Raw genomic sequence first — 13,255 nt, forward strand, 5'->3', positions numbered from 1 at the left:
AGGAAAGCGATGAAAAAAGTTCTGATTACGGGTTTTGAGCCGTTTGGCGGCGCATCGATCAACCCTGCGCTGGAAGCGGTGAAAAAACTAGATGGTGTTGAGCTTGAAGGTGGCATGATTGTGACCTGCGAAGTGCCAGTAACGCGGTATGATGCATTGAAAGCGATCAGTGAAGCCATTGAGGCGTATCAACCAAGTTACGTAATAACGGTCGGTCAGGCTGCGGGTCGCAATGCGATCACACCTGAGCGTGTAGCAATTAACATGGACGACTTCCGCATTCCAGATAATGGCGGAAACCAGCCGATTGATGAGCCTATCGACGAAGAGGGGCCAGCAGCTTATTTCTCGACTTTGCCAATCAAAGCGATCACCCGCAAGCTTCAGGAAAACGGTATTCCCTGCCAGGTCTCGAATACTGCAGGTACTTTTGTCTGTAACCACGTGTTTTATGGTATTCAGCACTTTTTGCGTGACACAGATATCGGCCACGGCTTTATTCATATCCCACTGCTACCAGAGCAAGCAGCAGCAACCGATCAGCCGTCCATGTCTCTGGATATTATCGTCGAAGGACTTCGTTTGGCAGCTCAAGCGACTCTCGAGAACACGAAAGACATTTCTGAGGGAGCTGGGCAGATTTGCTAAGCCTGAGCGACTGATAGCCCAATAAGAAAAGAGCCGATAATGTCGGCTCTTTTTTTGTTATATGACCGACACTTTTTTATTTTCTGGTACCCCAGCACTGTCTTCTAACACTGCTCCTTGAAAAGCAAATATTCACATGGCGTCTCAAATAGGTTTTATTCAATTAATTGAATAATGGGCGTATGGATAATTAGTGTTCAATTATCGTTGAAGCGTATTTCTTGCGTTTCTTAGTCCCTCATTCAAAGGTGGGGTTTATTTCATCCTAACTCTTAATTATTAGGTTATTAGCATCGATATAGGATGAGCGTGCACTGTAATTTACCCAAGTTGCAGTGGTGTTATTTAGCCTCGTGCAAAAATGAGTAAGGAGTACCCATTAATGAATAAGCATGCGCTTAAATTTGCGCCAATGACTTTGGCGATGATGTGTGCAAACGCAACTGCCGCTGTGACGCTCTATGACGATGACACTAACTCTGTTACCACTGATCTTCTGGTCAACGTCTTCTACACCAATTCAAGCTCTGACCGTTTGTCGGACTTTAACGATCCAAACAGCAATAAAATGAATCGCGACCAGTCCCGAGTCCGCATCGGCTTCTTGCCAAACTATATTGGCTTTAATTTTAAAACCGAAGTGAATGATCTCAAGATTGGTGCCCGCTCGTCATTTTGGGTCACGCTCAATGACACCGATAATCAGCGTGGTGCGGAAGGTTTAGGAACCCGCTCTGGTATTGATGTACGCCAGTTCTACGCCACTATCGATTCTGATTGGGGACAGGTATTGCTGGGTAAGGACTTCGGTCTGTTCTCCCGCAGCAACATCCTTACCGATGAGTTGCTACTAGGTCACGGCCAAAGCAGTGATTACTACGGCCTTATTGATGGCGGAAACGTTTCTTTCGGTAACATTGGTTCGGGTTACACCTATCCACTCCCGAAAGCTCAAATTACTTATCGCACACCTGATCTGTCTGGTTTCCAAATCGCGGTGGGTGTGATGGATCCGAGCAAGAAGAGCGCAAACGGCTCGGAAGACAGCCCTCGATTTGAAAGTGAAATCACTTACACCGGAGACTTTGATACTGTTGATTTCAAAGCTTACATCAATGGCGTGACTCAAAGTTCGCAAGACAGTAATGGTACTGTTGATTCGGATGGTCTGGGTGGCGGTGTCCGAGTTGGTTTTGGTGGTTTAGCGTTGAATGCTTCTGGTTTCAGCACTACCGGGCTAGGTGATGTCGCTGGCTTGGATACTATCGTGAGTACAGAAAAGACCAAGTCAGATGGCTATTTGCTGCAAGGCTCTTACACCTTTGATAGTGAGCGATTTGTGCTGTCCTACGGCAACACTGAAGTCGATACTGATGGCACCAAAACGCTGGAGTACGCAAACAAAGCGGTTGCTTGGTTCCATACTGTGAATAGCAATCTGACCCTGGTGGCAGAATATAACCGTACCGAAGTGAACGAAGGTAACACCGAGAAAAACAACACCTACGCGTTAGGCGCCGTAGTCACTTTCTAACGGTTGTGAAGAGTACCCTTAAACCACGCCTGGTTTATTAAGCACGATATGTTAGCGCTGAGAGGTCGCTTTCTGTAGTGTGCTAATGGCGTTAAGTTTGGCTTAGAGCTTGACGCCACTTTTTCATTCTAAAAAAAACACCCCAAGAAAAACTATTGCAACTCCCGTTGGTTGGCGTGGGAAAGAGCAAGAACGACTGCCTTGGGGTGTATAGAAGAAACCGCTTTCACAAAGAGTATTCAATACTGTAAAAAACGGATCTGAAATTCGTTTAAAAGAGGGTGAAAATATGAGAGATGAGACGTTGTATCATAAGTGGTTTACTCATGAAAAGTGGGGGAAATGCATGGTAAGTAGCATTATCTAGATGACTAGCCCACTTTGCATACTAATACTGAATATACCCATACAATAAGGACCGCTGTAACAGCAGCCCTTAAAGATAGTTTTAAACGGAATTACTCGCCGGTTTTCAAACGCAGGAAGTAGTTTTCGTACTTCTCGGTCAGGTGACCAACGGCGTCTTGCCATTCACCACGGTCAATGTCTTCTTGCGGTGGGAACAAGGTTGGGTTGTCTTTGTAGGCGGCGTTAGACTTCTCAACCGCAGTCAGGTAACCGGTATCAGCACTGATTTTTGCTGCAATCTCAGGACGGAGAAGGAAGTCGATCATCTTGTGAGCCGCTTCCGTGTTCTTCGCGTTCTTTGGAATTGCCAGACTATCTACCCAGAAGATACCGCCTTCTTTCGGCCATACCAGCTCAATCGGAAGACCTTCACGTTGTGCAGCTGCTGCAGAGCCATTCCACAGCATGCCCAGACCTACTTCACCGGACAGGTAAGGGTTTGCCGGGTTGTCTGAGTTGAATACCAATACGTTTGGCATCAGCTTCTTCAGTTCTTCGTAGGCTTCGTCAATCTGTTTTGGATCGGTAGAGTTACCCGAGTAACCCAGCTTACGCAGTGCGATGTGGAACACTTCTCGGGTGTCATCCATCAGCATGATTTGGCCTTCGAGCTCTGGGTTCCACAGATCTCCCCAGCTGTCGAAATCTTCCGGGTTGTACATGTCTGTGTTTACTGCCAGACCTGTCATCGCAATCACGTGAGGAATGGAGTAGTCGTTGCTTGGATCGAACGGCTTGTCGAGGTAGTTCTTATCCAGCTCGGTGAAGTTGTTCAGCTTTGAATGGTCGATTTTCTGGAGCATACCTTCATCGCGCATTTTTGCTACGAAGTAGGTTGATGGCACCACAAGATCATACCCGTCTGGGTGGGTTTTCATTTTCGCATACAGGGTTTCGTTCGACTCGTACGTTGAGTAGATAACCTTGATGCCAGTTTCGCGGGTAAATTGTTCCAACAGCTCTGTTGAGATGTAAGGACCCCAGTTGGCGAAAATCAGTTGATCATCAGCAGCTTGTGCCGGTGTGGTGAAGATAGCGGCTGCACATGCAGCGCTGGCCAGAATTGAAGACCATTTTTTCATTGTCGGTTTCCACCTCCAAAGGCCCCCTCGATAGGGCGCATTAATACTCCAGGGAGACATCGTCATCCCCGCGTTAACATCTGATTTTACTCAGAGAATCTCGTCGGTTGGGCGGTCAGAAAGACATCCGAGCCCGAAAAAATCGGCGCGATATTACAGCCGAAACCCAGTGCTGGCAACTGATTCAGGCGACCGAAAACCACTATTCGCTTACAGGGAAAGGAACAAGACAATTTCTGTCATGCTGACGTGCAGAAAAGAATCAAAAAAGACAGCACTCCCAATGATGGGAAAGGAGCGGATTTCATTGGGCCTTTTTGGCATTTGCGAGTCATGTTGGGAAGTTACATTTTACGGGTGTCACCTGTCGGTAAGCGATTGTGGCAAGTGATACCTTATGCTGTCCAAAAAGGTCAGGCTTCAGGATAGAAAAGATGGGGATAAAACTCCGAAAAGCAGTGTTATCTGATGCGGAGAACATAGCAAAAATTCATGTCGACTCTTGGGAAGTCGCATTCGAGGGGTTAATGCCAGAGAACTATATCAAAGGCTATACGCTCTCAGCCCGGATTAAAGAGTGGGAGGAAACTATACAAACAAATGCTGAATTTGTTGTTGTTGCGGAGAGCGCCTCCACGGTGGTTGGGTTTATGTCCTATCGAGTCCACCCAGATGCCCCTGAGATCATTGAGTTGAGTAAGTTGTACCTTTGCCCAACCCACTATGGATAGGGCACGGGGAGCCTATTTATGCGCAATTTGGAAAATACAGCTCGAGATAGCGGCGTGGGAACGATCCATTTATACGTGTTGAATAACAACGTAACAGCCATTCAGTTTTACATGAAACATGGTTTTGAAAATGCAGATGGTTTTGTTTCGGAAGAGTTTGAAGGCACCACAATTATTGATGTGCTGATGACGAAGAGGGTGTCATGAAGAAATCAATCGTCCCAGAAGAATTTAAGCATTACTTCGATGATTGGCATTTTTCACCAGTGATCGATGCCGATGGCACTGTGTATCTTTCCGGTGTGACTGCTGCAAGAAAAGGCAAGCGAATCAGTACAGACCCAGAAGAGCAGTTTCACGATGCGTTTTACAAACTGGGTGTATACCTGAATGCGGCAGGGCTCAGCTATTCAGATATCGTTGAAATGACCACATTTCACATCGAACTAAAAAAGCACATCGATGTTTTCTCTAGGGTTAAGGATGAGTACATCAAAGCGCCATATCCTGCTTGGTCTGCCATTGGTGTATCGGAATTTATCCCTGACAATGCGTTGGTAGAGATGAGAATTGTTGCCAAGCGCTAGTATCTCGAGGCAAGTTTTACTTCATAAAAGCTCACAGCTTATCTATTTCAAAATCATGAAAAATAATAGCATTTAGCTAATTTTCACAACGGCTGACATTTTTTTCACACTGCGTTGTTTAAAGTGATTTCATTAATCAGTAAGGATGGCTCATCCCATTCTGCGAGAGGTTTTATGAAATCCAAATACTCAACTTATTTGAAAGTGGCAGCTGTTTTATTGGGAGGAGCATTCCTGACAACAGGCTGTTTGCAGGCACCTGATGAGCCTTTGTATCAAACATCAGAGAAATTGCCTGAGTATGAGCAAACGTCGTTCGACGAATATATTAAAGACACCAAGCTTTGGCTGGAACAAAACCGGGTCTTTTTGACGGACGACAAGCAGACAGAAATTGATGCAAATTTGCCGTTTGAGCTTGCTCCGAAGGACCAAGTCACGCCGACTAAGGGCGTACTTTTTGTGCACGGGCTAGGCGATTCTCCATTCTATTTCAGAGATATTGCCAAGGTTCTCTCTGAGCAGGGCTTTTTGGTTAGAACTGTTTTACTTCCTGGTCATGGCTCGCGTCCCGGCGACCTGATATTGCCAACCTTTGATGATTGGAAGCGGGTGGTTCAGCATCATGCTGAGCTGTTGGCAAATGACGTGGATGAAGTCTGGTTGGGCGGTTTCTCTACGGGTGCAAACCTCGTAACGGCTTATGCTGCTCAACATGATGATATTGATGGTCTGTTGTTGTTCTCTCCGGCCATGGCGCCAAAAGATTCCTTGCATGTGATTGCTCCAGTGGCTAACTACTTCCTGGATTGGCTGGATGTTGATCCGCATGAAGACAACTACACCCGTTACGCCACCTTGGCCACAAACGGTGCAGTTTTATTTTCTGAGTCGGTCAGTGAAGTGAATGATCATCTGTCAGAAACGCCATATCGCAAGCCTGTACTGATGGTCATCAGCGAGAGCGACAGTGTGTTGGATTCTGCTGAAACCATCGACCTGTTTAAGTCGAGCTTTCTTCACCCTCAAAGCCGCTTTGTATGGTACGGGGACGGGAAAATCACAGGAGACACACGCATTATCTCTTTGGCTTCATCCATTCCAGAGCAACGTATCAGTACGTTTTCTCACATGAGTGTGTTGTTCTCTCCATCCAATGACTACTACGGCAAAAACGGTAGCCAATTGGTTTGTGACAACGGCCAGAGTGAGGAAGCAGAAAAAGCGTGTCCTAGTAGTGACGAACTTTGGTATGCCAGTTATGACTATTTGGAAGAAGGTAAAATCCATGCCCGTTTGACGTGGAATCCTTATTTTTCAGAGTTAGCGGAAACCGTTGGAACCGTGACAAAGTAAGTGCGTCTCGTTGCCAATGGCGTGTGTGGCATGGAATAATCCAGCGCATTATTCAAACCACAATAACTGTGAATTTATGACTGACAAAATTGATATCATCAGCACCCTCGAAGATCTGGAAACCTTCCTTATCGCCATTGAAAGCGGTGGTTTGGGACTGACGGGTGTAGCGGGTGTTGCGCTGGCAACCAACAATGCTACCGGTCAGCCTTTTCTTGCTGTGCTGGATGATAAACATCAACTGATACTAGCGCGTGACGTAACGCCAGAGGTGTTTGAGACTGGCAAAGATTTGGTTCGTTACGGGCCGAAAAAGCACTAATTCCTAGTTTGGAAATTTTTCTTTCATTAACAACAAACGCCCTCAATAGAGGGCGTTTGTTGTCCGGAATCTAACTGCTGTTCCGGTATTTCAGCAAGTGAAGGTAGTGCTTTGAGTTATTGGTATTCTATTCTGCCAACCCACCTTGGGTGAGTTGGGTAGGGTCGAGCAAGCGCGTTAACGCTTCTCTGTCTAAATCTGTCTCTTCTTCCGCAACATCAATGATGGCTCGACCTTCTTTGTATGCCTTTTTGGCGATCTCTGCCGCTTTTAGGTATCCAATCACGGGATTGAGCGCTGTCACCAAAATGGGGTTTTTCGCCAGCGCAACATCCAGATTTTCTTTCCTGACCGTGAACGTGAAAATGGCCTTGTCTGCCAGTGCACGCGAACTATTACTGAGCAGTTCAATGCTCTCCAACACATTGTGAGCAATGACTGGAAGCATCACGTTAAGCTGGAAATTGCCAGATTGGCCTGCCACGGTGACGGTGGCGTCGTTGCCAATCACCTGCGCTGCTGCCATGGCTGCGGCTTCAGGAATCACAGGGTTCACTTTGCCAGGCATGATGGAAGATCCTGGTTGTAAGCCTTGAAGCTCAATTTCTCCCAATCCTGCCAACGGGCCGGAGTTCATCCAACGTAGATCATTGGCAATCTTCATGATGGCAACAGCAGCCGTCTTGAGTTGGCCAGACAAAGCTACCATGGCGTCTTGACTGCTGAGATTGAAGAAGAAGTTTTCGCTGGCTTCAAATTGCGCGCCTGTCGCTTGCGAAAGGTTGTGGGCGAATGCGGAAGCAAATCGTGGATCTGCATTAATACCTGTACCAACCGCAGTACCACCTTGAGCGAGTGCTTTAACGGCTCCCAGGCTGCGTTCAATACCTTGTTTGGCATGCTCAACCTGGAACTGCCAGCCGCCGAGTTCTTGATCAAAAGTCACTGGCATTGCATCCATCAAATGGGTGCGCCCTGTTTTGACCACGGCACCGATATCTTCACGCTTGATATGCAGTGTATGGGAGAGGTGCGCCAAAGATGGCAGGAGGTGCTTTTCAATCGTCAAAGCAGCGCTGACTTGAATCGCAGTAGGGATGACGTCATTGCTACTTTGGCCCATATTTACATGGTCATTTGGGCTAACGACATCGCCAAGCTTGGCACTGGCGAGCGTCGCAATCACTTCATTGGCATTCATGTTAGAACTGGTGCCAGAACCGGTTTGGAACACATCGACAGGAAACTGGTCGAGGTGTTCACCATCAATGATCTCTTGGGCAGCATTAGAGATAGACTCAGCAATATCTCCTTGTAGCAAGCCTAGCTGTGCATTAGTGATAGCAGCGGTCTGCTTAATGTATGCCAAGGCCTGAATAAAAGTCGCTGGCATGGTGTGTCTACTGAACTGGAAGTTGTCGACGGCGCGCTGAGTTTGGGCTTGGTAGAGGGCATCCGCAGGAACGCGAATTTCTCCCATGCTGTCTTTCTCTGTTCTGAATTCTTGGGTAGTCATACAGGGTCCTTTTGCCTTTAATCCAGTGGTGCCTGAAGGCGTTGTAATTCGAGTTGTAGTGAGAGGAATCTCTGTTCCCCGCCATGGCGGCGTTTATAAAACCTTTTGAGTGCAATCAGAGGCTCATGAATCATGTTCAGGCACACGTGGCGGAATTGCTGTGATCGATCGGGGTCTCGGATGGCTTCAATCAGTGCGAAGTAAACCTGACGCAGATAAAGCTCAGCGAGCAGCGGGCTTTCATTCTCGGCGCCTAACTCATGGTAGGAAGCGAGCGTGACACCCGACTGAATGAAGTGGTAAACCACATCGGGTTCATAGCCCCAGACAATGTCTGAATGATTAAACCTTTCCAACGACTGAAAATACTCTGTGTATAAAAACGTTCTGTCGATCATCTACCAGCCCCGATTTATTTCTAGATAATGATAATTATTATCATTTAATGTTTTTGATAACAACCCCTTGGTTTTTGTCGTTATTGAAGATTTCGGTTCAATCGAAACAAAAAAGGAGCGCTTTAGCGCCCCTCGATATGGATAGTGAAATGAGTTAGATAGTCTGGGATAACCAGCCGTTGAACTCATTTTGTGGTAGCGCACCGTTGATTTGCTGAGCCATCTTGCCATCCTTGAACAACATAATGGTCGGTATGCTGCGGATTCGATATTTCGCTGCCAACGCTTGCTGCTCTTCAGTGTTTACTTTGACGAAGATAGCGTCCTCTTGCTTACCTTTTGCTGTGGCTTCAAATACTGGCGCGAATCCCTGACATGGGCCACACCAAGGTGCCCAGAAATCAATAACCACAGGCTTACCAGAAGCGAGCAGGGCGTCCATGTTGTCATCAGTACCTTCAATCGGTTTTCCTGTAAGCAGCGAAGACTTACAAATGCCGCAGCTTGGATTCTCATCAACGCGCTCAGCCGGAATGCGATTCAGCTTATTACAATGTGGACAACGCACGGTTAATGTACTCATTTTGAAAACCTTTCCTTTGATTTGCTTGGGTGTAGATTATTCGTATCCCGGCTTTGAGGCCATTTCATTTCATCTATCGTTGAGATTGGTTTCTCCTATCATCAGAAATTCGCGCTTTGCACAGTTCATAAAATTCATAAGCCTGTGGCGAAAAGTAACGATCTTTCAACCGTAAGATACCAATTTGCCTTTCCACATAGGGTGTTGTTAGGGGAAGCCAACAGAGATCCCTCTCATCATCTGGGAAAGCGAGCTTAGGCAGGGTAGTGATGCCTATCCCAAGCTTTAAAACGGAAAATAGGGAAGTGATGTTTTCGACGCTGTAGCGTGCATTGGCAGCAAGTACATTGGCGTGCGTGGGCTCAAGTAAGGTACAAGTGCCATTTTTTACAAAAGGAAGCGCCACCAAATCTTGCCATTCGATGTCTCTTGCCTGCTGTGTTAGAGGGTGGTCTTTCAAACACACCACACCCAAGGGATCGGCCAGTAGCGGTGTGAACTCAATGCGTTCATCCTGAATATGAAGACAGTTCCCCAGCGCTAAATCTACCTCTCCTGCGAGTAACCTTGCTTCTACACCGGCTGCATTGTCATCGACTAAAGCGACATCCACATTGGGATGGTTTTCTGTGTAACTTGCTAAAACGGTGGGGATTAACTTGGCGGCGACCGAAGGGACGCTGGCAATCCGTACCTGACCTAACTGGCCTGCGGCAGCGGCGCATAGGTCAGAGTTCAACTCTTCGTATAGCTTTAGAAATTGGTTGATTTTAGGAAGACAGAATTCGCCAAAAGGGGTCAGCTTTGCTTTGTGTCCATTATCAAACAGGGATTGCCCCAGTATCTTTTCCAGTTCTTTGACTGAGGTAGACAGTGCCGCCTGCGAGCGATTAGCTTTTGAAGCCGCCGCGCGAAAACCACGCAGCTCCGCGACTAAGGAAAAGTGTTTCAACTGCTGCAGCTTAATATCCATCCGCCCTAAATCCCTCTCTGATAAACGATAAATAAAACTGAACAATTGAAAAAAATTAACCGTTCGTTTTATCAAAAATTGTAAGGCAGACTTTAATCAATTGTTAACAGATTGACAAAGAGAGTCTTAATTCAATGTTGCCCCAAGAGAATCGCCACGTAGAGAAATCCGTGATTAAAACTGACCTGTTTGCCTCGAAAGCCCCTCTTGAGTGGGCGGTTGGCCATAACGGTACGCTCTACACCGCTCAAATCCCCATTGATAAACAAGGTCAGCTGGTGAATGGCGGCATTGAAGCGCAGACCCGTCAAACCATGGATAACCTGATGCACACACTTGAAAGCGCAGGTGTGACTAGTTCGGCGGTGCTGCAAGTGCTGATTTATGTGACGGACCGTAGCTACCTTCAAACTGTTAACAAGGTCTACGCCGAATATTTTAATGCGCCATACCCGAACCGAGCGGCGATGGTAGTGGCGGATTTAGCAAGGGAAGGCATGTTAGTGGAGCTGGTGGTGTATGCCGCGCTTCCTCAATAACAAATGAATTTGAAATAAAAAATAGAGATCAAGGAGTCAACGATGAGCCTGAACAGAGAAAACGCACTCTACATTGGTGGGGAGTGGTGTCAGGGAAACCGTACGGTTGCCAACATCAACCCATCTAACATTTCCGAGTCTTTGGGGGACTTTGCGCAAGCCAGCCAAGCTCAGGTTCATCAGGCGATTGCCAGTGCACGTGAAGCGCAGCCAGTTTGGGCGAAAACGCCGCTGGAACAAAAACAGAAAGTGCTGCAAACCATTGGTGATGAGCTGATTGCACGTTGTGATGAGTTGGGCCGTTTGCTTTCCAGCGAAGAGGGCAAACCGTTCGCAGAAGGTCGTGGTGAGGTTTACCGAGCGGGGCAATTCTTCCAATACTATGCGGCGGAAGTGCTGCGTCAAATGGGTGAAATGGCCGAATCTGTGCGCCCCGGCGTTCAGGTCGAAGTCACTCGTGAAGCAGTTGGCGTGGTTGCAATCATTTCGCCATGGAACTTCCCGACGGCCACTGCCTCTTGGAAAATTGCGCCAGCACTGGCATTTGGCAACAGCGTAATTTGGAAGCCTGCCAACCTGACACCCGCAAGTGCCGTGGCATTGGCAGATATCATTCACCGTTCTGGGCTGCCGGCAGGAGCATTTAACCTGGTGCTGGGCTCTGGTTCTGAAGTGGGCGACACCCTGATCCACAGCAGCGAAATCGATGCTGTCAGCTTCACAGGCTCTGTGGATGTGGGCCGAAAAGTGGCAGCAGCGACGGCGCCTAACTTTGTTCGCTGCCAGCTTGAGATGGGCAGTAAGAATGCCCTTGTTATTGCCGAAGACGCTGACATCAACATCGCTGTAGAAGCAACCATAGCCGGCTCATTCTCTGGGACAGGTCAGAAGTGCACCGCGTCCTCCCGCCTTATCGTCCTTGATAGCGTTCATGATGCTTACGTTGAAGCACTTTCTGCGCGTATGCAGCAACTGAAAGTTGGACATGCGTTGGAAGACGGTGTGTTTATGGGGCCAGTCGTCGATGAACGCCAACTTTCTTCAAACCTGAAGTGGGTAGAGAGAGCCCATGAACTGGGTGCGGAGCTGGTCACTGGTGGTGAGCGTTTAACCCTTGAAAACGACGGTTACTACATGGCGCCGACCTTGTTCATCAATACCCAGAATGATTGGGACATCAATCAGGAAGAGCTATTCGCTCCTATGGCCTGCGTTCAGCGCGTCGGCTCTCTGGATGAAGCCATCGCCAAAGTGAATGAAACCCGTTTTGGCCTGACTGCGGGGATTGTGACATCCAGCCTTCGCACCAGCGCCCTCTTTAAGCAACAAGCCCAAACCGGTTGTGTGATGGTAAATCTGCCAACGGCAGGCACTGACTATCACGTACCGTTTGGCGGCCGCAAGGAATCCAGCTTTGGTCCGCGCGAGCAGGGCCAGTATGCACGTGATTTCTACACCATCGTGAAAACGGCTTACCAGCGCGCGTACTAATTGATCAGGGTAGGGACAGCTTATGTATCAGGACGAAATCATCATCGATGGACTGCAGTACTGCCTCTGGGACAGAGCGTACTTTGAATCGCTCAAACAAAGCGGAGTGACTGCGGTTCATGTGACCTTGGTGTACCACGAGACTGCGCGTGAAACACTGACCCGTTTTGCCGAGTGGAACTTACACTTCGAGCGAAACAGCGATTTGATCATGCCTGTTATGTCTATGGATGACGTTTTCAAGGCGAAACGTGAAGGCAAAGTGGGGATCTTCTTTGGCGCCCAGAATTGCTCGCCGATCGACGATGAAATCGGCCTGATTGAGGTGATGCGTAAGCTTGGCCTTTTGATTATGCAGTTGACCTATAACAACCAGAGCTTGCTGGCGACGGGGTGTTACGAGCAGGAAGACAGCGGTGTGACTCGCTTTGGCAAGCAAGCTATCGCAGAGATGAACCGTGTTGGCATGATCGTCGATATGTCTCATAGCTCTGAACGTTCAACGCTAGAAGCGATTGAGCTGTCCTCCCGCCCTATCTGTATAAGCCATGCAAACCCACAGCGTGCTCATCCTGCACTTCGCAATAAGTCGGATGAAGTGATCCGCGCCTTATGCGAAAGAGGTGGTTTGCTTGGCTTCAGTCTTTACCCTTTCCACCTTCCTGGCGGCAGCGATTGCAGCCTGGAAGACTTTTGCCGAATGGTCGCAGATACTGCTGAGATGGTGGGTGTAGAACACCTCGCTATTGGCAGTGACCTTTGTCAAAACCAGCCACAGAGCGTTCTCGAATGGATGCGAAATGGCAGATGGTCAAAAAGCCTCGATTATGGAGAAGGCTCGGCTTCAAACGCTGGCTGGCCCGCGGCTTTGCCGTGGTTCCCGGAGACCAGCGGGTTAAAAAATATTTATCAGGGATTGCGCGAAATTGGATTCAGTGAACAGGAAGTGGCAGGGATACTCGGCCGCAATTGGCTCACTTTTTTGGAAGATGGCTTAAAGCCGGAATAAATCTAAAAACATTTCGCGAGGCGGGATAACCCGCTCACAAGGAGCAAGGTTCTTGGACGCTGGTTCAGGAGCTAACGA

15 protein-coding genes are annotated in these 13,255 nt (G+C 48.0%); 10 read left to right on the top strand and 5 right to left on the bottom strand.

Features of this window, described 5'->3' with window-relative positions; translation table 11 throughout:
- Positions 1–9: 9 nt before the first annotated feature.
- The gene (gene pcp, locus K6Q96_RS18800; protein ID WP_251881832.1) at positions 10–648 is read left to right on the top strand and encodes a pyroglutamyl-peptidase I; all 639 of its coding nucleotides are present in this window, start codon (positions 10–12) and stop codon (positions 646–648) included.
- Positions 649–1,030: 382 nt separating this feature from the next.
- Positions 1,031–2,182: a porin family protein gene (locus tag K6Q96_RS18805; protein WP_251881834.1), complete on the top strand. Its 1,152-nt coding sequence runs from the start codon at positions 1,031–1,033 to the stop codon at positions 2,180–2,182.
- Between the two features lie 458 nt (positions 2,183–2,640).
- On the opposite strand, the gene K6Q96_RS18810 is transcribed toward K6Q96_RS18805, so the two are convergent.
- Positions 2,641–3,672, bottom strand: coding sequence for an extracellular solute-binding protein (locus K6Q96_RS18810; protein ID WP_251881836.1), 1,032 nt, complete (start codon positions 3,670–3,672; stop codon positions 2,641–2,643).
- A 434-nt stretch (positions 3,673–4,106) separates the two neighbouring features.
- On the opposite strand from K6Q96_RS18810, the gene K6Q96_RS18815 reads away from it, so the two are divergent.
- The 5 genes from K6Q96_RS18815 to K6Q96_RS18835 all read left to right on the top strand — a co-directional run bounded on the left by K6Q96_RS18815 (position 4,107) and on the right by K6Q96_RS18835 (position 6,668).
- A complete protein-coding gene (locus tag K6Q96_RS18815; RefSeq protein ID WP_251881838.1) occupies positions 4,107–4,403 on the top strand; it encodes a GNAT family N-acetyltransferase in 297 nt (98 codons plus the stop codon).
- An 18-nt stretch (positions 4,404–4,421) separates the two neighbouring features.
- Positions 4,422–4,610, top strand: coding sequence for a GNAT family N-acetyltransferase (locus K6Q96_RS18820; protein WP_251881840.1), 189 nt, complete (start codon positions 4,422–4,424; stop codon positions 4,608–4,610).
- Complete coding sequence (locus K6Q96_RS18825) at positions 4,607–4,990, top strand: RidA family protein (protein ID WP_251881842.1); 384 nt, start codon at positions 4,607–4,609, stop codon at positions 4,988–4,990. The genes K6Q96_RS18820 and K6Q96_RS18825 overlap by 4 nt, the downstream gene beginning before the upstream one ends.
- Before the next feature lie 174 nt (positions 4,991–5,164).
- Entirely contained in the window at positions 5,165–6,346 is a 1,182-nt protein-coding gene (locus K6Q96_RS18830) for an alpha/beta hydrolase (RefSeq protein WP_251881844.1), read from the top strand.
- A 76-nt stretch (positions 6,347–6,422) separates the two neighbouring features.
- Positions 6,423–6,668 (top strand): hypothetical protein, encoded by a 246-nt coding sequence (locus K6Q96_RS18835; RefSeq protein WP_251881846.1) that lies wholly within the window; start codon positions 6,423–6,425, stop codon positions 6,666–6,668.
- A 127-nt stretch (positions 6,669–6,795) separates the two neighbouring features.
- Here the strand turns inward: K6Q96_RS18835 and K6Q96_RS18840 are convergent, their stop codons facing one another.
- From K6Q96_RS18840 to K6Q96_RS18855, 4 genes are all read right to left on the bottom strand, one after another.
- Positions 6,796–8,184, bottom strand: coding sequence for a class II fumarate hydratase (locus tag K6Q96_RS18840; protein ID WP_251881848.1), 1,389 nt, complete (start codon positions 8,182–8,184; stop codon positions 6,796–6,798).
- 17 nt (positions 8,185–8,201) lie between these two features.
- Positions 8,202–8,582, bottom strand: coding sequence for a hypothetical protein (locus K6Q96_RS18845; protein ID WP_251881850.1), 381 nt, complete (start codon positions 8,580–8,582; stop codon positions 8,202–8,204).
- 154 nt (positions 8,583–8,736) lie between these two features.
- Positions 8,737–9,165, bottom strand: coding sequence for a thioredoxin TrxC (trxC, locus tag K6Q96_RS18850; RefSeq protein WP_251881852.1), 429 nt, complete (start codon positions 9,163–9,165; stop codon positions 8,737–8,739).
- Between the two features lie 73 nt (positions 9,166–9,238).
- Positions 9,239–10,138, bottom strand: coding sequence for a LysR family transcriptional regulator (locus tag K6Q96_RS18855; RefSeq protein WP_251881854.1), 900 nt, complete (start codon positions 10,136–10,138; stop codon positions 9,239–9,241).
- 134 nt (positions 10,139–10,272) lie between these two features.
- Between K6Q96_RS18855 and K6Q96_RS18860 the strand changes: the two genes are divergently transcribed.
- From K6Q96_RS18860 to K6Q96_RS18870, 3 genes are read left to right on the top strand one after another with little or no spacing between them, the layout of a single operon-like run.
- On the top strand, positions 10,273–10,677 hold the full coding sequence (locus K6Q96_RS18860) for a RidA family protein (protein ID WP_251881856.1): 405 nt from the start codon (positions 10,273–10,275) through the stop codon (positions 10,675–10,677).
- Positions 10,678–10,719: 42 nt separating this feature from the next.
- A complete protein-coding gene (locus K6Q96_RS18865) occupies positions 10,720–12,168 on the top strand; it encodes an aldehyde dehydrogenase family protein (protein ID WP_251881858.1) in 1,449 nt (482 codons plus the stop codon).
- Between the two features lie 22 nt (positions 12,169–12,190).
- The gene (locus K6Q96_RS18870) at positions 12,191–13,177 is read left to right on the top strand and encodes a membrane dipeptidase (RefSeq protein WP_251881860.1); all 987 of its coding nucleotides are present in this window, start codon (positions 12,191–12,193) and stop codon (positions 13,175–13,177) included.
- The last annotated feature ends 78 nt before the right edge of the window (positions 13,178–13,255 follow it).

The sequence above is a fragment of the Grimontia kaedaensis genome (assembly GCF_023746615.1).
Classification (GTDB): Bacteria; Pseudomonadota; Gammaproteobacteria; order Enterobacterales; family Vibrionaceae; genus Enterovibrio; species Enterovibrio kaedaensis.